Source organism: Candidatus Lokiarchaeota archaeon (genome assembly GCA_014730275.1).
Classification (GTDB): Archaea; Asgardarchaeota; Thorarchaeia; order Thorarchaeales; family Thorarchaeaceae; genus WJIL01.
The window spans coordinates 99,176-116,921 of record WJIL01000016.1; the positions used below are offsets into that span (position 1 = coordinate 99,176).

Below are 17,746 nucleotides of genomic sequence, written 5' to 3' on the forward strand. Positions count from 1 at the left end.
AATTGGAATGAAACATACCAGATTTCAGCTCTTCATTCAGGGCTTCATATCGCGATTTCCTTGTGGAAACACGATTCCTCACCAAGGTGGCAGGCGACCCCCGTTTGATTTACAACATAAACAATAGAATCGTTGTCGCAGTCAGCGAGAATCCTCACTATTTCTTGTATATTTCCTGACGTTATGCCTTTCTTCATAACTCGACCATGAGATCGGCGGTAATAGTGCGCATAGCCTGTTTCGATCGTCTTCTCTAAGGCCTTTCTGTTGACGTATGCTAGGGTGAGAACGTCGCTGTTTTCGTTGTTCTGAACAACAACAGGAATCAGACCGTTACCTTTTGCGAAATCCAAGTCTTCTATTTCGATTCTAATCATATTCGTATCACTACTCCATTCTCATGCAGATACTCCTTGATGACGGGAATGGGATATGAGCTGAAATGAAACACTGATGCTGCCAAAGCTGCATCTGCATTAGCTTCTCTAAGAACTGAAAGAAAATGATTGGGTTCTCCTGCCCCACCACTGGCGATTACAGGTATTCCTACTGAATCGACGATTGCCTTAGTTAGTTCCAGATCATACCCTTCTTTTGTTCCATCTCTGTCCATAGAGGTAAGCAGGATCTCTCCCGCCCCCAAACGCTCGACCCTTTTTGCCCATTCAATACAGTTCATGCCAGTTGCTTCCCGTCCACCATGGATGTAAACCTCCGCTGCTGGTTGGCGGTTCTTTTCTACATCTCTATCCGCCGGCGCGAGCCGCTTGGCATCAATTGCAACAACGACGCACTGCGAACCGAAAACTCGTGCTACTGCCCCAATAAGATTGGGGTCCTTCACAGCGGCAGTATTCAGCGTGACCTTGTCTGCCCCACTCTTCAGAATCGATCTGATATCATCAAGATTCCTTAAACCCCCTCCAACTGTGAACGGGATATCAATCTCGGATGCGACCGCGGTAACCGTTTCACCAAGAATCTGTCTGGATTCTACCGACGCAGTTATGTCAAGGAATACAAGTTCATCTGCTCCATTGTCCCTGTATCTTATAGCTAGTTCTACTGGGTCTCCGGCGCCTCTCAAATCAACAAAATTGATGCCTTTAACAACTCTTCCGTGGTCTACATCCAAACAGGGTATTACCCTCTTTGCAAGCGTCATTTCTGCACCTCCTGAGTGTTTATCGCCTCTCGGAGCGAGAATCGCCCTTCATACAATGCTTTTCCCACAACTACTGCATTTGCACCTATGCGGGAAAGTGATGAAAGATCCTTCACAGAGGATACGCCACCAGCCGCAATAATATTGACATCATTTCGTGAACATATATTGGCAAGTTCTGCAATATCTGGCCCTTCAAGAGTACCATCTCTGTCTATTGCAGTGAGGAGAAACCATACGAAACCAATCTCTGAGAGATAATCCATAGCCTCAAGAACCGTTGTATCCGTTTCTACTCTCCATCCATCAATGCAAACACATTCTTGCTGATAGTCCAAAGCTGCTACTATACTGTCTGGACCATATTCTCTCAACAAACCTATGGCTTCATGCATGTTTCCGATTATCATAGAACCTAAGATGATTCGACAATTGTCATTCTGTAGCAGTTTTGAGGCAATATCCCGTGATCTTATGCCTCCCCCAACTTGAAATTTGCAGTCAATTTCTTCGATGATTTCTTTTATTATGTCTCGGTTGTGCCCATGTCCTGTTGCTGCATCCAAGTCGATTATGTGTACCGTCTCAGCACCACTGTCAGCCCAACTAGCCGCTACTTCTATCGGTGTGCCCCAATGAGAATAGTTACACCGTTTGCTGGCCTTACCCTTCTGCAATCTTACAACCTTTCTATCCATTATGTCAATTGCAGGAATAACTTCCATCATCTCATCCCTCCATAATGTCAAGAAAATTGGACAGGATTTTTCTACCATCAGATCCTGATTTTTCCGGATGAAATTGAGTACCGAAAAAGGTACCATGTTCTACAATAGATGGAAATCTTACTCCGTGTTCTGTTTCCGCCAATACTACTGAGTCAGCATTTGGTTCGGCGAAGTAGGAATGTGCGAAGTAAAACCATGAGGATTCGTCTAGCCCTTCCAAGATAGGGCTGTCAGTCAACGTCTTGATTTGATTCCATCCCATATGAGGCACCCGTATCGTTCTTGGAAACCTACGAATTCTTCCTGGAATGAAACCAAGGCCTTCTTTGTTCCCCTCCTCGCTAAATTCGAAGACCAATTGCAAACCGAGACAGATTCCAAGTACTGGTATAGAGGATTCCAGATACGCCCTGATGGCTGAACTGAATCGCTTGATTCGTTCAGCTGCAACGGAGAAACTTCCGACGCCTGGAATCACAAGCCCTTTTGCATTGCCTATTTCCTCGGGCTTAGAACAGATTCTCACGTTGCAACCTTGACGCACCAGCGCATTCCGCATGCTGAACAAGTTGCCTGCGCCATAATCGATGATGCCGATAATCATAGACACCCCTTTGTACTCTGTGGCAACTGCTCTGTTCCCCTTTCCGCAATTGCTTGGCGGATGGCCAATGCAATGGCCTTGAATGCGGCTTCAGCTCTGTGATGGTCATTCTCACCGTATTCTATGTTCACGTGTAAGTCGATTTTCATGGAGAAAGCAAAACTTCTGATGAAATGTACCAAATCCTCTGTTGCAGTCTTCTCTATCCGTTCGCCTTTGAATCCTAAATCAACAACAGCATAAGGCCGTTCAGCCAAATCAATGGCTGCTCGTGCAAGTGAACATTCCATTGGCGTGAAAGCGAAGCCGAATCTCGCTATGTCCTTCCTCTTACCGAGGGCTTCGTTCATTGCCTGCCCCAGGACCAAGGCAGCATCTTCTATGATGTGGTGTGTGAGATCACCACTCGCACTCATGGTAATATCTATCAAACTATGAGTGGAGAAGGTTGCTAGCATATGAGAGAAGAATGCAGGTGTAACCTGGAGGTCATGCTTTCCAGTCCCATCGAGATTGACTTCAACGGAGATATTGGTTTCGCGGGTGTCTCTTGTCCGTGTTGTCCTTCTCATGAAATAGCCTCCTTGAGAGCATTGACGAAGTAATCCATGACTGCTTGAGGCCCAACTGTAGCTCTGATGCAGTTTCTGTGTTCAAGAACACGCCCTATGTTACGGACTTCTACTCCCTTCTGTGCCAGTTCTGCAGTGATTCTACTTGAAGATTGCTCGGTTTTGAATAACACGAAATTGGTCTCGGAATCAAATGCCTTGACTGTCGATAGGTCATTCAATCTCGAAATTAGATGCTTACGTTCTCTTATTGCCTCTCTAATCGCCTTCTTTACCAACTCATCCCGTTTTAGAAGCCGAATGGCAATTTCTGTAGCGAGAGAACTAACTGGAAAGGGATGTTGCATTGATGTCTTGATAGTGGAGATGATGTTCTTCTCTCCTAGAGCATATCCAATCCTGAGTCCTGCTAACCCCAAGGACTTGGAGAAGGTTCGAATGATTACAAGGTTCTCGTAGGATTCAATGAAGTCCACGAAACTGGTACCTGCAAAGTCTGCATATGCCTCATCAATAACAACCAAGCTATTTGTCTGTGATAATACCTTCTCAACGCTGCTTTGGCCGAATGTGCGTGCAGTTGGATTGTTTGGAGAACAAAGAAACACCAATTGACATACAGAATTGAGTTCTGCAAGCAGCTTCTTGACGTCTAGTGTAAAATCGTTCTTGAGAGGAACTGTTCGGTATGTGGCGCAATTAGCCCGCACATATCTCTTGTACATGGAAAATGTTGGGGTGACAGAAACGACCGTACTGCCTGGCCCGGCTATGGCCCTTACAAGAAGGTCTATCAGTTGATCGCCCCCGTTTCCTACTAGAACACCCTCCGGACTGCAATTGTGCTTCTCTGCTAGCAGCTTCTCCAATTTACGTACTGACTGTGAAAAGTATATCCTCGGATCTACACTACTTGCAGCTTCTACCATGATTTCGTTGAGTGTTTCGCGATTAAGGAAGAGATTTGCATTGGCGGAAAGCATTGCCTTTCTGTGTGTCGACAGGACACCAGTGTCCTTGCTAGGTTGATAAACTGGTGTTCGGCGAGATATATCACCTAACCTCCTTCGCCATGATGAACTACCGCATGTCATTCAATGAACCTCCCTTCTACTGCCTTTCCGTGATTAGGAAGACCCTCGCTTTCAGAAAGAATTTGGATGTGCGGTGCAACCTGTTTTAACCCGGAACGGCTGCTTTCCACAATCATGAATGATCTCATGAAGTCGTTTACAGATAATCCCGAGAATGCATTCCCAAACCCCCCAGTTGGGAGAATATGATTTGTTCCTAAGCAGTAGTCACTTGCAGCAACAGGTGAATAATCTCCAATGAGAACTACTCCTGCCGAGGTGATTTTCTCAGCTATTCCCTTTGCATTCTTGGCCATGATTTGAACATGCTCAGGAGCATATTTGTTGGCAAACTCTACTCCCTCCTCCATATTCTGGCACACATATATGAGGGCGTTTTGTTGTAGTGCTTCAAAAATGGTCTCTGCTCTAGCTACAGAAGAAAGCCTCTTTCGCAGTTGTGATTCAACTTTGCTTGCTGTCTCGTTCGATGAAGTTACCAATAGAACTGAGGCGTCAATATCGTGTTCCGCTTGGGAAATCAAATCAAGGGCAATAAACTCTGGTTTCGCTGAGTTATCTGCAAGCACTAGAAGCTCACTGGGGCCTGCAGGCAAATCTATCTGAACATCTGCTGAGACGATCCTTTTCGCCAATGTGACATACTTGTTTCCTGGCCCTACAATCTTCTGAACTTTCTTGATGCTCTCGGTCCCATATGCTAGTGCTGCTATTGCTTGAGCCCCACCAACGCTATACACCTCATCAACCTGACATCTGTCAGCTGCTACAAGTGTTAACGGGTGTATGTTCCCCTTTTCATTGGGGGGCGTACAGATAACGATTCTCTTGACACCAGCTACTCTTGCTGGAACTGTTGCCATCACAACCGAACTTGGATATGCGGCAAGACCACCAGGTATGTAACAACCCACACGGCTGATTGGGCATACTCTACTCCACGTTCTAATACCGTCTGATTTGAAACTGAATTCCGCTCGCTGGAGGTATCTTCTGCTAGTAGCGGCTAGTCTACTTATTGCAACCTCGATGGCGGCTACTTGCTTCTTGGTTACTTGATTGTATGCATCTTCGATTTCTTGGCCTGTAATTCGAAACCTTCCATCTAGGTCAATTCCATCGAATTTTTGGGTATATCGAGAAACTGCTCTGTCACCTTCCTTTCGGACCCTGCTTACAATTTCTTTGACATTTCCATACAATTCGCTTCTGTGTGTTTTTATGTAGGGCCATCTAGATTCTAGCAAATCCTGCGGAATAGAATTCACTTTTCTGATATTCAGTCTTCTACCAGTCATTGGCTACCGCCTCCACCAACTCCAATCGCATCAAGAGGCAAAACCTGCCTGGGTTCATACACAACAAGACCCTGTGCCAATTCCCGGAGTATAGGAATGAATTTGAGATACTGCTGTCTAGCAATCACGGTATTGACAGCCACCCAGTCCTGATCAGAAAGAGGGGATATAGTGGGTCTCTTGAGAGCAGGTAGCCGTTCTAAGAGATCATCGAGGTTCTCTTTTTTCACGTTCACAAACACGTGAAGTTTCTTTCTCCCGTCAATGACCCCCTGCAGTAGAGTCATAATATCCATGATTTTTGAGGCTTTCACTGAATCTTCAAGAGATTCCTTATTTGAAATCAGTACTGCAGAGGATTCCATGATTACCTCGATGACCTTGAGACCATTTCGCCGGAGAGAAGTACCTGTATCAACCACCTCTACAATGGCCTCTGCAGCAATTGGGGGCTTGGCTTCAGTTGCTCCAAACGACAGGTAGATAGATACATTGGGGTTATTCCCTGTTCGCCACCATGGAGTCACCACCAGAGGCTTCTTGTCCCCAAAATGCTTCCGATATACCTCGTTCTCTTGTATTGTCCTCGTAGCGATATTGGGGTATTCGGTAGCTATTCTCAGAGATTTCTTTTCTTTTCCATATTTCTTGAGAAGATCTGACAGCGATGACACATCATCCATTCGCTTCTGTACTGCAACTACTAGGGAAATGGTGCTGTATTCAAGATTCAATAGGGTTTCTACCTGAGATTCGGTTTCGATAACCCAGTCTTTACCAGTTATCCCAATATCCTGCAACCCCTCTTCCACATAGATTGGGATTTCTTGTGGTCGTAGAATTCTCAGTTTGATATGGTGATCATTTATTGATGGACTGTACGTGCGCTTTTCTCCAGATATCTTGTAGCCGGCGCGTTCCATTGTTCTCATTGTATCTTTCATCAAGTGTCCATTTGGCAATGCAAGTCTTACTTGTTCCATAAGAAATCACCTAGAATTACGTCAGGATTTTTAGAGGTTCGGAGCAACTCAACATGTGGAGTATATTCTGCTCTGAAGCTCAAATTGTCTGTCCTGAAAAACAATACTCGCGGAGAAGCCACTAGAGGTTGTCTGCTGTTGACGTCTATGACCTGTGCATTACAGATGAACACAATCGCCACAGATGAACACAATACCTCATTATGCACTTCACCTGAACTCTGCGGGCGTATGACGACATATAAGCATTGTTGTATAGATGTGTACATTGATTGGAGATTACATCGGAACTTAACTACTATTCCACCCTTCATCCCTAAACTGGCTATCGCAGAGACAACCTCTTCGGAATCAATAAAACCCATTCATGAGTTTGCAACTCGGAGTTGGTATCAATCAATTCAAAGAAAAAATCGCGCGTCTGCCTTATTTCTACTGGAGGCACCATCTCTAGCATATACGATGAAGAGCTTATGGCATATCGCCCGGGATTGTCTGCTGAGAAACTGCTTGAAGCCCTTCCTGAGGGAACGAGTGATATCAAAGTAATCAAACAGGATTTGTTTCAGCTTGATTCAGCAAATGCTCAACCTCATCATTGGGTTGAGATAGCTGCTGCCATAAAGGAAGCTGATGAGTCCATTGAGAACCTTGATGGTATTGTAGTTCTTCACGGTACTGATACTATGGCATACTCAGCGTCAGCAACAAGCTTCTTCATCCAAGAATTCGGCCGCCCAATTGTTTTTACTGGCTCTCAGATTGCGGCCAGTGTACCTTGGAGTGATGGTCCAAGGAACCTTCTTGATGCACTTAGGGTAGCGGCTTGGGGTGATATCGGTGAAGTTTGCATCGTATTCAATGGCGAGATACACCGTGCAACCCGAACAAGGAAAATCCGGGAACGTGCTCTTGACGCCTTCGATACATTCGACCAAACCCCACTAGGTGTGCTGGCACGGGAAATAGTGCTCTACGAATCTCGTATGAGACGAACAGATCCTTCTCCACAGTATGATTTCGCCTTGGATGAGCGTGTATTTCTGTTGAAGACATTCCCGGGCATGAATCCTGATGTTTTTTCAAAAATCGTAGAGCTTGGCTACAAGGGCATTGTGATAGAAGGATTCGGTTCCGGAAACATTCCAACACAAGAGAATTCTCTTACTAGTGCCATTCGAGAGGTTGTTCAAGGCGGCTATCCGGTTTTTATCAGTAGCCAATGTGCATTTGGACAAGCCGACTTGTCGCTCTATGAAGTTGGTAAAGCGGCACTCGAAGTAGGAGCCTTGAGTGCCCATGATATGACTTCGGAAGCCGCTGTTGTCAAACTCATGTGGGTGCTTGGTCACACAAAAGACCTAGAGGAGATTGAAGAAATGATGACCACCAATTATGTAGGCGAAATTTCTTTCTCAGGGGCGGTTGGCCTTCGCGGAACCTAATCAAGAAAAACGGTGAAACGTCAGTTTTAAATCGCCATCACCGTGACCTTTGCCTGTTCAATGGATGCGTAGCGCATTCACAGTATGGAAGTAAGCCCGGATAGCCAAGTGGTTGGCCTGTCACATTTCGTTGCAGGTCCATAAACGGCGGCAGCCTGGAACGGGTGTCTTCAATATACAACCCCTACGGGCAGCTGCTGTCCTTTGTGGACGCGTGCGTTCGAATCGCACTCCGGGCGCTTCTCTTACCAAAAGTGCGCCGCTTCATGATAACTATTATAAGGTCACTTCATTCACCCCGGAGTGAATCAGACCAGATAATAATGAGGCTGTAGACCATGTCCGAACAGAAGTATAGACACATCGTCCGATTGGCCGGTACAGACATTCCTGGAGAGGAGGATATCCTCCAAGGGTTAACCCAGATTACCGGAGTAGGTCTTAGAGTGGCGAAAGGTATAACTCGCCGCCTAGGACTTGATGGATCAACACGGATCGGTTTTGTGAGCGAAGAACAAGTTGAGAAGATAGAGGACATGCTCGACGATCCAGTTAGCAAAGGTTTTCCCAAATGGTATGTGAACAGACAACGGGATCGAGTCAGCGGAAAGAATCTACATCTTCTTGGGTCTGATTTGAGATTCGCACAGCGAACAGATATTGAGCGATTGAAGCGGATTCGATGCTGGAGAGGTGTACGTCATCAGTTGGGCCTCAAGGTACGTGGTCAACGAACACGGACTACCGGTCGTGGTGGTATGGCTGTTGGTGTATCCAGAAAGCGAATCAAGCGAGAGAGACGAGAAGCCGAGGAAGAAGAGTAGGAGAGATAAGCTATGGGAGATCCAAGACGACAACAGAAGCACTATGTGATACCCAAGCGACCTTTTGATTCGGATCGCTTCGAAAGCGAACTACAGCTAATTGGAACATATGGCTTGCGAAATAAGAAGGAGCTTTGGATTCATAGAACAAAGCTCTCGGACTACCGACGACAAGCTCGGAATATCCTAGCTCTTCCACCAGAAGAGCGACATGAACCGACAAAAGAATTGATTAAGAAACTAGAGCGTCTTGGTGTTCTGTCGGGCGAAGCTACACTCGACACGGTACTCGATCTTACAGTTGAAGATCTCCTAGAGCGGAGGCTTCAGACAATTGTTTTCAAGAAGGGAATGGCCTCTTCATTGCACCATGCTAGGCAACTAGTTGCTCATGGTCATATTGCTCTCGATAGAGCAAGGGTAATGACCCCGAGCAGAATCATTAAAACCTCCGAGCAAGAGCTAATTGACTATGCCCCCGGCTCACCACTCAATGATGAGTCACATCCTGCTAGAGTGGCAGCTGCTGAAACAGCCGAAATGATGGCTGAGACAGGGGGGCCTTCACGCGACAGATATAATGAACCGGGTCAACCCGATTAGGAGATAATAAGAAATGAGCAAGAAAGACAATCGGGATAAATGGGCAATTGCCCACATTTATGCTTCATACAACGATACTATTGTACATCTCACGGATATCACTGGTGCCGAGACTATTTCACGCAAATCTGGTGGAATGGTTGTTAAGGCAGACCGAAACGAATCCTCGCCTCATGCTGCGATGCAGGCTGCTTTCCAAGCTGCTCGAGAAGCAAAGGACAAAGGAATCTATGGTATCCACATTCGTGTACGTGCTCCTGGGGGACACGGTCCAAAAACTCCTGGACCTGGTGCACAGGCAGCTATTCGTGCCCTAAGCAGAGCAGGGCTCAGGATTGGTATTATTGACGAAGTTACTCCCATTCCACACGATGGTACACGAAAACCAGGTGGCCGACGAGGCCGCAGAGTCTGATCAAGCTTTCAATTGCTTGCAGTCCCTACATTAGGGCATGTGCCATTTCTTGATAAGCTCACTAGGTCTACCGCTGTTTTGCTTTCCTACTCTGGCGTGAGGTCTAGTTAGATGCCGTTGGGCTCTGAGCGGCGGTAAGTATAGCTTTTTTGAGAGTTCTCGAGGTATCACTTCTTTGATTTTCTTCCCATCACGAGCCCTGAAACCACAGTTTTTGCACTTGTAGCCCTTATTGCGTCCGGCGCTTGTCATTCGCCGAGAACATTCCGGACATATTGGATTGTGATACTTCGCTTTTTCTGCTAGTTCAATGACTTCCATTCCTTCCACATTAACAGTCATACCATGAGTTCGTGAAGCGGGACGTATCCCTGAATGCAGTATCAGTTTATCCCCGGGTATCAGTTTCAGCACGGTCTTCCTGAAATCCCCGGTTGGTTCGTATGCTGCACAATCGATAGTTCCAGTAGCATCTGACACTTGGAATATAGCATGCCCTCCCTCTATCATTTCTGGTTTTGATTTGACCTCACAGAAAACGGTTGCAGCCATATAGGGTCTTAGATTTTCGATTTCGACCCTATGTTGGAGGTGTTCACCCGTTCCTTGATTGGTTCTAAAAAGCAACCATCTTTCTCTATTTGGAGTACTCTGCACCATCTTCCCAGCTGTAACTGTGTCAACGGCATTCTCACCTCGTACGCCATAAACAACGGGATCTGGACCATGAGGAGCGATTAGGACCCTTCCTGTTCGACGATCAATGTTGGAAAAAACAGTATTGTCCATTTTCTTGTCCATCTTTCTTACAGATTTGGGTTCGACACCTCTATCCCGGGAGTGATCCTCTTGACTCCGGTAGGCTATGAATTCGTAAGTGTAATCATCAAAGAGTTGATTCCCAATTGCGGAAAGGGCTCCTATGAGTCCACGTTTGTTCCCATAGGCATGAACATCCACTTCCAGTTCCTCAATGAGGCGGCGGACAAAGGTTATTGGAATTACTCGCCAGAGTGCCCGTTTTGATAGAGCTACGAGCATGGATGGTACTTCCCCTTTTACAAGCACAATTCCGGGGTTTGTATTCAAGTATTCCTCATCTATGTATTCCTCGATGGCCTTCTGGAGGATATTTTGAATGCTATCAATGTGCTTTTCTTCTGTCTTGAATCGAAGCGCAATCGAACCATTCCCTCGTGTGCGATAGGGTATGTTAGGATTCAACCTGATGAGATTAGGGTAGTCGAGCCACTCTACTTCGAGGGCATCTAGCTTTTCGACAATGATACTACCAAAATGAGTCGTACATCTTCCCCGGGGACTATCAATGTCATCGAAACCTATATGCAGCGTTTTGCGAGTCATTATTCATCCGCTCGACAGTTGTCACAAATGGTGGCTTCACCATCTTTGACCCCGTGATCTTCACATACAAGTCGACCACAAACATCACAAGCTCGTGAAGCCAAGTATTCCTCACAGATATAGCAACGGGCCTCCATGCATACCAGACAAATCCCTTCTTGTTCCAACACATCATCTCTACAGACATAGGCTCCACACATGCTGCATTGTGTTAGTGTGGAGTCAGAGTCTCCACAGATTTCACATGACTCGCCCGGGTTAAACAGCATGATATTCACAAATGAAAAGCTGAATGACAAACCTGAAATTTGTTGTGGAATGGGTTGTATGTATCATGGCAGAAGTTGAACAGCGGCGCCCTCAAGTGCTCATCTATCACACCGGACAATGCGATCCGAAGAAATGCACGGGTTTGAGGCTTGAGCGGATGAAGAAAGCGAAGACCCTCAATCACATACGTCAGATTCCCCATGGGTCAGTTGTCCTTAATCCCATTTCCGAAGTGGCATTCTCAGTCGCAGACCGTCAATCCATGTTTCGTCGTGGCCTTGTAGCGCTTGATTGTTCGTGGCGTCAGGCAGAATCGATTTTTCGTGAGGCACGCCAGGGTATCCAGCGCGCCCTGCCCTATCTTCTTGCAGCTAATCCCATCAATACGTACAAGCCAATCAAGCTTTCAACAGCTGAGGCCCTTGCTGCAGCCCTATATATAGCAGGTCTGAAGGAAAGAGCTGAAGATTTGCTATCTGTTTTCAAGTGGGGTCCCAACTTCATAGTTCTGAACAAAGAATGGTTGGATGCTTATGCTGAATGCCGTACCAGCTCAGAGGTTGTGGAGGTTCAATCTGAAATCATGGAATTTCATAAAAAATGACCTACTAATTTTGAAGAGTGGCCAGATTCGGTTCAGTTTTCAGGATTTTTCTGACAAATCATGTCGTACCCTTCGACATAGATTGGCTTTCGACAAAGAAAACTCATCAACTTCATGAAGAAAAATGGCCTTGGTCCGAAGCAGTAACCCCAATTCTGTTCCGTCAATCATGTTACCAGCGATTGACCTCGCGACATCGAACTATCGCTCTCTACCCGGCGCCTCAGGTCGACTCGTCACAGGCGCACTCTTGAGATTGCTCCCCAGTGTTGGGCCGTTTCATCGTTTCCAAGTAGATCCTCAGCAGAGCAATGAAGCTCCGCATCATGGTCGTTTCTTGCTTGGACGTGTCGTTTCTGCTCCCAGAGCGAGGCTCTCACCTCCCTGCTTTCGCAGGACTGGCATCGACACGGAGTTGGGAGTTTCCTCAGCGTTCTGTCCAATGGACGAACACCGTCAGTCGCTCTTTCGCTCCAAGGCTATTGGTAATGATGTAATCTGAACATAAAGGGTTTGACCTAGTAGCACTTGCTAATCTTATCTATGCATAGAACGATTCTACATTGCCTAGTCCCGTTTCCACATTGAAGGATACCGCCCTCGTTCCATCAATACGCGCTCCGTCACTGCAACAATTCCCGTGTTCTTCTTTGCTATCTCATTGCTACTCCCTTGGCTGCGGGAAAGGGCAACAGCTTCACCCTTCATCGTCCTGAGAAGTACCATGTCTCCCTCTTTGATTCCTGTTGTAAGCCTGACAATGCCGTTTGCAGCCAAATCAGCTCCGTGACATATGGCATCAACAGCACTATCTCTGAGTTCTAGGTATGGAAGATGTTGAAGAGCATACTCAACTGGGAGAAGATACTCGCGCAGTTCTTTCTCGTAACCATCATCTTTCCAGAAGCAATAGGCATCTTTGAGATCATACAGTGAGCAAGTGCGTTTCTCTTCTTTGAAGGGTCCAACTCTGGTTCTTCGGAGTTCTTTCATATGACCTCCGGTCCCCAAAGCGTCTCCCAAATCGTGGCAGAGCTTCCGGATGTATGTTCCTGCCTGACATCCTACTTTCATAAGAACAAGACGCCCTTTGATTTCAAGGACCTCATTATAGTATATTTCTCTAACCCGCAGTACTCTTTTCACGGAAGATCGCAATGGCGGCTTCTGGTATATTTTACCAGTGAATTCCTCGATAACCCGTTTGATTTCCGCTTCTGGTGTGCTTGCATGGAGCTCCAGTATTGTAATGTATTCTTTACCAGCTGAAAGTAGAGCTTGCATAGCTTTGGTGCCATCTCCAATTCCCAATGGAAGCACCCCTGTTACCGCTGGATCCAAAGTTCCACCATGGCCAGCTTTGTCTGATCCGAGTATCTTTCGTGCCCACGTTGCTATTTCGTGACTGCTTGGTCCCGCTGGCTTGTCTAGACTGACAACTCCCTTGTCCAATAGATGTTCAATTGGTATGTCTTTCGGACTCTCGAATCCATATGCTGGATTTGTAGAATCAGTCGCCTTGACTATGATGTCCCTTGGGCGATCTGCCGGCAGGATGCCCATATGTTTCCCGTCCTGAATCTGACTCCATTTAGAGCATTCTGATCTTGCTACGGAACTGTTCAATTAGCTCGGCACTCTCTAAGGCCTCAAGGACTTCATCATCATCTGCTCCCTTTTCGATATCTAGCATTTCTTCCAAGGGCTCCAAATGCTTGATATTACAGGCCCGTCTTCGGACGCTGGATATATGCTTCGGCCCAGTGACCATTACATAATTCTCGTCCATCTCATCAACAACAACACAGTAGCTGCCAGCCTCTCGGCCAGCAGTCTTGACACAGATTCTGCCTGTTTCGTATAATTGCATTTGTTTTCACCAATCCTCGACCCCTCCCTCGTCAATCTGAATCCAAAGTCACCTCGGGGATTCATTCCGTTGGAAGGGGAGAATTATGTGGCTAGTTTACTGGGCAAATATCAGCTTTGTGCTAGGCCCGGATGTGAGGCTACTTATATGAATCCAAGTGGCGAATTGCCGTTGAGAGAATTGAAACAACGCCTTCAAGAGGATATATTTCTGTGTTTAAAATCAGGTCATATACAGAATGGTCGCTTATGTCGATTCCATAGTAGTCTTTGTACCTCTCACGTTCGCTCTCTTCTCTAGTTAGTGTCTCTTCCTTTGCATCTTCAAAAGTTGTTTCATCTCGGTCCGCTATTCTCTGCACTCTAATATCCAACGGCGCTGTTAGTAGAATGCGCAAATCAGCATGCTTTCCCGCCATCCATGCTGCCAATTGACCGTCTAGAATAACATTTCCTTTCTTGGCTTCAGCCTTGAGCCTTGCATCCAGCTTCATATCCACTTTCTTGTTATCTTCTGCATAAGCACTGAATTCCTCAAGATCCATTCCTTTCTCTGCAGCTAATCCCCTGAAAATTTGCCCTGCAGAGACTCTTCTAAGATTGAATTCTTTGGCTAGTCTGTCTGCAACGGAGCTCTTGCCGGTACCATGAAGGCCACCAAGAGTTACTACAAGAGCCATTCTACTATTCTCTTACCTGTCTTTTGATCAGTCTTCGTAATGCTTTGGGGCTCAAGACACCACCATAGGGTCTATTTGGTCGCTTTGATGACTTGCTTGATTTTCTGTTCAGGTTGTGTTTGGCCTCTTTTGGAAGATTCAGTTTCGTCCCGGTAATTGGACAACGACCTTTTGGTGAATAGAATTTCTCTCTATGCACTACGTGACGTCCGCCTGGCGTGGTCTTTTTCCTGTTTGCTCTACCTCTTGTCAACTCTCCTGGTCTTGGCATGATTAATCACCGTTATTCGTTTTGTTCACGAGCATTGTTTTCATCTTTTAAGGGCAATGGTCCACAGCTCTTTTCTTTGAAGTGGGTAAGCTGTGACATTGCCTCTAGTAAGAGCAAGTTTGTCTTACATCACTCGAGTTCCCATAATCCGTTGAAGGATTGACGATAGTCCAAGTCCTGACAGCAGATAAAATCCCCAGAAGGTCATTCCAAATCCTGCAGCTGTTGGAAACCCAATCCATCCAACAAGGAATGGTAGCACCTTGTGAACGCTGAAGGGCAATACCGCAACAATTAGATCTCCTTCGGGACCACTATAGAAACCCCGCAATATTGCGAAGAACAGGGCAAATGGGATGAAGAAGAAGAGTGAGGGCTTACAACGCTCAGAAAGCATCTCACGCTGAATCTTTTCTATGTATCCTCGTTTTCGCTCTAATTTCTTGAGCATCTTTTCGTCCTGACTTTCTTCTGCTTTCTTCTGGAGTTCTTGGAATTCCTTGATTTGCTTCTGATGTCGCTTCAATGTCCGCATATCTGCAAAACGTTTCATTGCAAGATTGCTGATACTTGATATTGTCACTGATACAAAAACCACAAACAGGGCTGAAAGGGGTGGTTCCCGGAAAATTGCGAATGTGGCAGTGAACCAATTCATGAAATCTGCGATTAGGTTCTGCATATGTGGTTACTCCATTACTGTTTCTGCAAGCTTCGCAGCTGCTACCTCTGCTTTGCCTTGCCGATTCTTGATGATTCTTACAGTTGCACCAGTTAAGGTACCTGCCGCTGCTGCTGCGGCTCTGCACATCTCTTGGTGGGTTCTAATCTCGGTGGCCAGCTGCACGTCTCGGTTACGGGTCTCGTCTTGGGCACGCCTGCTGGCGATATTTTCAGGTTCTGCTTCAACCAACACGATGGTCTTTGGCATAATAGCCTTGACGACCCATTCCGGAAGACCAATTAGGAATCCATTGGGCGTCTCTATCAGGGTGTGAGTGTCAACAATAACTCGCGACGCTTCTGCTTTCTTTGCAATGGACTCTCCTGCGAGTCGTTGAATCTCTCGTTGTTTAGTAGTAGGTAGTTTTCGCATTTCATCTCGGTCGGTTACAAGACCTCGTTCTGAAGCCACCTCAAACATCTCTGTACCGAAATTGATAACATTGACTTCTTCACCATGTTCTTCATCAACGGCTTCAACAGCGCCATCAATGACTGTGGTCTTACCAACGCCTGGAATTCCAGTTGCTATTACGACATTTCTTGCATCGCTCATGTTATTGGTCACCTGTCGTATCGTATTGGCTCATCAGCTATCAGGCTTTTAATAGTTCCTTCCCTCGTACATGAATCGAATCATGGCTGTCTTTTGTCTATAGAGTATTTTTGGTATTCTTTTCACTGGAGGGGTGGCCCCCTCCAGATCAGATTTCGCACAGTAGTATGGCTAGAGAATACCAAGTAAGCCCTCGACGCCTTCACCGCCCATGGCGGAGAGTTGCTCCTTGGCAATTTGCTCGTAGTATTGCTTGATGATGGATACCATAAGCAGAATTCCAGTTCCGCTGGCTAGCGCTCCTAGAACATCTGCAGCGGCTGCTAGGCAACCGATGATGACTCCACCAAGTCCAGCTACTACCGGAATATACCTCTGCAATAATCGCTCAAGGACTTTCTCGCTTCTTCTAAAGCCCGGAACAATATATCCAGAATTCAGAAGCTGGCGAGACACATCCCGTGGTGCGATTCCTGAAATTTCGACCCATATAGTGCTGAAACCCCAACAAAGCAACACCATAAGAACGGCATATACGATGATGTGCAGAATACCATCGAACCCTTCATTTATGATACTGAATAGCCCCTGCGGCGGCGTTATGTATTTGGCCAAGCCTCCATCTGCTATCAGCCGCGTGCTATTCGGATCCTGTTTAAAGGTCCCTATGAGGTTGAGGAATGGATTGTTTCCTTCACTGTTGAAGTTGGTGAATATGATTTGTCCAAAGAACAGTATGTTTGCATACAGGGCCTGTGACAGGATTACCGGGATATTCGAGGTATAAAGCAGTTTGATGGGATACCTCGCTTTCATTCCTCGATACTTTGCATATTGAAGGGGTATTTCTACACGAACAGACTCCAGCCAAATGACGACAAAGAAGATTCCAAAGGTCACAGCTAGTGACATGATGCTCGGATTGAAGCCATCACGAACAAGGAACCAGCCCAATCCAACCACTCGACCTTGCTCCGTTCCAATCCCAATCCATCGGAGGAGATTGGAGACGAGCGCAGCTATGATTCCCTTTGGCAGATTGGTCGGATTGCCTTCAGGTACAGTCGTTTCAAATTCGGTAATGTTGAACATGTTGAAGATGACTTGTCCCGCGACATTGGTCATGATGAACAATGAGACACCTGAACCAAGTCCCCAACCCTTCTGTACAAGTTCGTCCATAAGAATGACAACAATACCCGCGATGAAGAGCTGCATGAACACGAAAACTTGGTTGTTTGGGGACAGTTCTCCATATGCGCCACCGAAGATGTAAGCGAGGGCTTGGAATGCTGTCATGAACATGGCCAGTACTTTCTGTCCGCCCGTGAAGAGTGCTCGTTCCTCCGGATTACCGTAATCAACATCGATGATTTTCGACCCTGATAGGAGTTGCATAACAAGTCCTGCAGTGACTATGGGTCCTATACCCAGTTCCATAAGCGTACCGCGTGAGCTAGCTAGGATAACTCTCATTGCCCATAGATAATCCGTACCGGTTTGCGGATCAACTCCGTATAACGGCATGTGAGACATTACGAGAAAAACTATGAGCACCAAGAGAGTCCATATCGCTTTTTCTCTAAACGACACTTCTCGATCTGGTGCCTTCACCTGCGGCATGATTCGCACGAAAGGCGAAAGCAGTCTAAGGAACGTAGACGTCACAATAGGATT

General features: G+C 46.3%; 22 protein-coding genes, 1 tRNA gene and 1 other RNA gene. 6 read left to right on the forward strand and 18 right to left on the reverse strand.

From position 1 onward, the window contains the following. Nucleotides 1-44 precede the first annotated feature (44 nt). Genes GF309_02750 through hisG form a run of 8 tightly spaced genes read right to left on the reverse strand, consistent with a single transcriptional unit; the run spans nt 45 to nt 6,444 of the window. Nucleotides 45-377, reverse strand: a complete 333-nt coding sequence (locus tag GF309_02750; protein ID MBD3157686.1) for a phosphoribosyl-AMP cyclohydrolase — start codon at nt 375-377, stop codon at nt 45-47. After that, entirely contained in the window at nt 374-1,165 is a 792-nt protein-coding gene (gene hisF / locus GF309_02755) for an imidazole glycerol phosphate synthase subunit HisF (protein MBD3157687.1), read from the reverse strand. The genes GF309_02750 and hisF overlap by 4 nt, the downstream gene beginning before the upstream one ends. Beyond that, the gene (locus GF309_02760; protein ID MBD3157688.1) at nt 1,162-1,989 is read right to left on the reverse strand and encodes a 1-(5-phosphoribosyl)-5-((5-phosphoribosylamino)methylideneamino)imidazole-4-carboxamide isomerase; all 828 of its coding nucleotides are present in this window, start codon (nt 1,987-1,989) and stop codon (nt 1,162-1,164) included. The genes hisF and GF309_02760 overlap by 4 nt, the downstream gene beginning before the upstream one ends. After that, a complete protein-coding gene (gene hisH, locus GF309_02765) occupies nt 1,895-2,494 on the reverse strand; it encodes an imidazole glycerol phosphate synthase subunit HisH (GenBank protein MBD3157689.1) in 600 nt (199 codons plus the stop codon). Before hisH ends, GF309_02760 begins: the two co-directional genes overlap by 95 nt. Next, entirely contained in the window at nt 2,494-3,069 is a 576-nt protein-coding gene (locus GF309_02770; GenBank protein MBD3157690.1) for an imidazoleglycerol-phosphate dehydratase, read from the reverse strand. The genes hisH and GF309_02770 overlap by 1 nt, the downstream gene beginning before the upstream one ends. Next, nucleotides 3,066-4,163 (reverse strand): histidinol-phosphate transaminase, encoded by a 1,098-nt coding sequence (gene hisC, locus GF309_02775; protein ID MBD3157691.1) that lies wholly within the window; start codon nt 4,161-4,163, stop codon nt 3,066-3,068. The genes GF309_02770 and hisC overlap by 4 nt, the downstream gene beginning before the upstream one ends. After that, the gene (hisD, locus tag GF309_02780; GenBank protein ID MBD3157692.1) at nt 4,160-5,461 is read right to left on the reverse strand and encodes a histidinol dehydrogenase; all 1,302 of its coding nucleotides are present in this window, start codon (nt 5,459-5,461) and stop codon (nt 4,160-4,162) included. Before hisD ends, hisC begins: the two co-directional genes overlap by 4 nt. Further along, entirely contained in the window at nt 5,458-6,444 is a 987-nt protein-coding gene (gene hisG, locus GF309_02785) for an ATP phosphoribosyltransferase (protein MBD3157693.1), read from the reverse strand. The genes hisD and hisG overlap by 4 nt, the downstream gene beginning before the upstream one ends. A gap of 386 nt (nt 6,445-6,830) precedes the next feature. Here hisG and GF309_02790 point away from each other — a divergent pair, with 386 nt between their 5' ends. From GF309_02790 to GF309_02810, 5 genes are all read left to right on the forward strand, one after another. Beyond that, nucleotides 6,831-7,889, forward strand: coding sequence for a type I asparaginase (locus GF309_02790; protein MBD3157694.1), 1,059 nt, complete (start codon nt 6,831-6,833; stop codon nt 7,887-7,889). Between the two features lie 94 nt (nt 7,890-7,983). Continuing rightward, nucleotides 7,984-8,128 (forward strand) — tRNA-Ser (locus tag GF309_02795). A 99-nt stretch (nt 8,129-8,227) separates the two neighbouring features. After that, nucleotides 8,228-8,713 carry a 30S ribosomal protein S13 gene (locus GF309_02800; protein MBD3157695.1) on the forward strand — a complete coding sequence of 162 codons (486 nt, stop codon included), beginning with the start codon at nt 8,228-8,230 and terminating at the stop codon, nt 8,711-8,713. Nucleotides 8,714-8,725: 12 nt separating this feature from the next. Further along, on the forward strand, nt 8,726-9,316 hold the full coding sequence (locus GF309_02805; GenBank protein ID MBD3157696.1) for a 30S ribosomal protein S4: 591 nt from the start codon (nt 8,726-8,728) through the stop codon (nt 9,314-9,316). Between the two features lie 13 nt (nt 9,317-9,329). Continuing rightward, entirely contained in the window at nt 9,330-9,731 is a 402-nt protein-coding gene (locus tag GF309_02810) for a 30S ribosomal protein S11 (GenBank protein MBD3157697.1), read from the forward strand. A 30-nt stretch (nt 9,732-9,761) separates the two neighbouring features. On the opposite strand, the gene GF309_02815 is transcribed toward GF309_02810, so the two are convergent. Together GF309_02815 and GF309_02820 are read right to left on the reverse strand one after the other, a co-directional pair. Then, a complete protein-coding gene (locus GF309_02815; protein ID MBD3157698.1) occupies nt 9,762-11,096 on the reverse strand; it encodes a DUF1743 domain-containing protein in 1,335 nt (444 codons plus the stop codon). Further along, a complete protein-coding gene (locus GF309_02820; protein ID MBD3157699.1) occupies nt 11,096-11,365 on the reverse strand; it encodes a hypothetical protein in 270 nt (89 codons plus the stop codon). Before GF309_02820 ends, GF309_02815 begins: the two co-directional genes overlap by 1 nt. Before the next feature lie 65 nt (nt 11,366-11,430). Between GF309_02820 and GF309_02825 the strand changes: the two genes are divergently transcribed. After that, entirely contained in the window at nt 11,431-11,970 is a 540-nt protein-coding gene (locus GF309_02825) for a DUF367 family protein (GenBank protein MBD3157700.1), read from the forward strand. A gap of 131 nt (nt 11,971-12,101) precedes the next feature. Here the strand turns inward: GF309_02825 and rnpB are convergent. The 8 genes from rnpB to secY form a co-directional block, all read right to left on the reverse strand. Then, an RNA gene (gene rnpB, locus GF309_02830) (RNase P RNA component) lies at nt 12,102-12,446 on the reverse strand. A 91-nt stretch (nt 12,447-12,537) separates the two neighbouring features. Further along, nucleotides 12,538-13,533 (reverse strand): RNA-guided pseudouridylation complex pseudouridine synthase subunit Cbf5, encoded by a 996-nt coding sequence (locus tag GF309_02835; GenBank protein MBD3157701.1) that lies wholly within the window; start codon nt 13,531-13,533, stop codon nt 12,538-12,540. A gap of 28 nt (nt 13,534-13,561) precedes the next feature. Continuing rightward, nucleotides 13,562-13,840 carry a 50S ribosomal protein L14e gene (locus GF309_02840; protein MBD3157702.1) on the reverse strand — a complete coding sequence of 93 codons (279 nt, stop codon included), beginning with the start codon at nt 13,838-13,840 and terminating at the stop codon, nt 13,562-13,564. Nucleotides 13,841-13,979: 139 nt separating this feature from the next. Continuing rightward, nucleotides 13,980-14,519, reverse strand: coding sequence for an AAA family ATPase (locus GF309_02845; protein ID MBD3157703.1), 540 nt, complete (start codon nt 14,517-14,519; stop codon nt 13,980-13,982). Nucleotides 14,520-14,523: 4 nt separating this feature from the next. Further along, complete coding sequence (rpl34e, locus tag GF309_02850; GenBank protein MBD3157704.1) at nt 14,524-14,790, reverse strand: 50S ribosomal protein L34e; 267 nt, start codon at nt 14,788-14,790, stop codon at nt 14,524-14,526. Between the two features lie 124 nt (nt 14,791-14,914). Continuing rightward, a complete protein-coding gene (locus GF309_02855; GenBank protein ID MBD3157705.1) occupies nt 14,915-15,472 on the reverse strand; it encodes a DUF106 domain-containing protein in 558 nt (185 codons plus the stop codon). Between the two features lie 6 nt (nt 15,473-15,478). Further along, complete coding sequence (locus GF309_02860; GenBank protein MBD3157706.1) at nt 15,479-16,069, reverse strand: adenylate kinase; 591 nt, start codon at nt 16,067-16,069, stop codon at nt 15,479-15,481. Between the two features lie 171 nt (nt 16,070-16,240). Further along, nucleotides 16,241-17,737, reverse strand: a complete 1,497-nt coding sequence (gene secY / locus GF309_02865; protein ID MBD3157707.1) for a preprotein translocase subunit SecY — start codon at nt 17,735-17,737, stop codon at nt 16,241-16,243. Nucleotides 17,738-17,746 lie beyond the last annotated feature (9 nt).

Bases quoted from the DNA above. Each gene is read 5' to 3' on its own strand.
- GF309_02845 (MBD3157703.1), bottom strand. From the start codon at position 14,519: ATGGCTCTTGTAGTAACTCTTGGTGGCCTTCATGGTACCGGCAAGAGC.
- GF309_02750 (MBD3157686.1), bottom strand. From the start codon at position 377: ATGATTAGAATCGAAATAGAAGACTTGGATTTCGCAAAAGGTAACGGT.
- GF309_02760 (MBD3157688.1), bottom strand. From the start codon at position 1,989: ATGGTACCTTTTTCGGTACTCAATTTCATCCGGAAAAATCAGGATCTG.
- GF309_02815 (MBD3157698.1), bottom strand. From the start codon at position 11,096: ATGACTCGCAAAACGCTGCATATAGGTTTCGATGACATTGATAGTCCC.
- GF309_02860 (MBD3157706.1), bottom strand. From the start codon at position 16,069: ATGAGCGATGCAAGAAATGTCGTAATAGCAACTGGAATTCCAGGCGTT.
- hisF (MBD3157687.1), bottom strand. From the start codon at position 1,165: ATGACGCTTGCAAAGAGGGTAATACCCTGTTTGGATGTAGACCACGGA.
- GF309_02810 (MBD3157697.1), top strand. From the start codon at position 9,330: ATGAGCAAGAAAGACAATCGGGATAAATGGGCAATTGCCCACATTTAT.
- GF309_02855 (MBD3157705.1), bottom strand. From the start codon at position 15,472: ATGCAGAACCTAATCGCAGATTTCATGAATTGGTTCACTGCCACATTC.
- hisG (MBD3157693.1), bottom strand. From the start codon at position 6,444: ATGGAACAAGTAAGACTTGCATTGCCAAATGGACACTTGATGAAAGAT.
- GF309_02840 (MBD3157702.1), bottom strand. From the start codon at position 13,840: ATGCAATTATACGAAACAGGCAGAATCTGTGTCAAGACTGCTGGCCGA.
- GF309_02820 (MBD3157699.1), bottom strand. From the start codon at position 11,365: ATGCTGTTTAACCCGGGCGAGTCATGTGAAATCTGTGGAGACTCTGAC.
- GF309_02825 (MBD3157700.1), top strand. From the start codon at position 11,431: ATGGCAGAAGTTGAACAGCGGCGCCCTCAAGTGCTCATCTATCACACC.
- GF309_02805 (MBD3157696.1), top strand. From the start codon at position 8,726: ATGGGAGATCCAAGACGACAACAGAAGCACTATGTGATACCCAAGCGA.
- GF309_02835 (MBD3157701.1), bottom strand. From the start codon at position 13,533: ATGGGCATCCTGCCGGCAGATCGCCCAAGGGACATCATAGTCAAGGCG.
- hisC (MBD3157691.1), bottom strand. From the start codon at position 4,163: ATGACATGCGGTAGTTCATCATGGCGAAGGAGGTTAGGTGATATATCT.
- hisD (MBD3157692.1), bottom strand. From the start codon at position 5,461: ATGACTGGTAGAAGACTGAATATCAGAAAAGTGAATTCTATTCCGCAG.
- GF309_02770 (MBD3157690.1), bottom strand. From the start codon at position 3,069: ATGAGAAGGACAACACGGACAAGAGACACCCGCGAAACCAATATCTCC.
- rpl34e (MBD3157704.1), bottom strand. From the start codon at position 14,790: ATGCCAAGACCAGGAGAGTTGACAAGAGGTAGAGCAAACAGGAAAAAG.
- GF309_02800 (MBD3157695.1), top strand. From the start codon at position 8,228: ATGTCCGAACAGAAGTATAGACACATCGTCCGATTGGCCGGTACAGAC.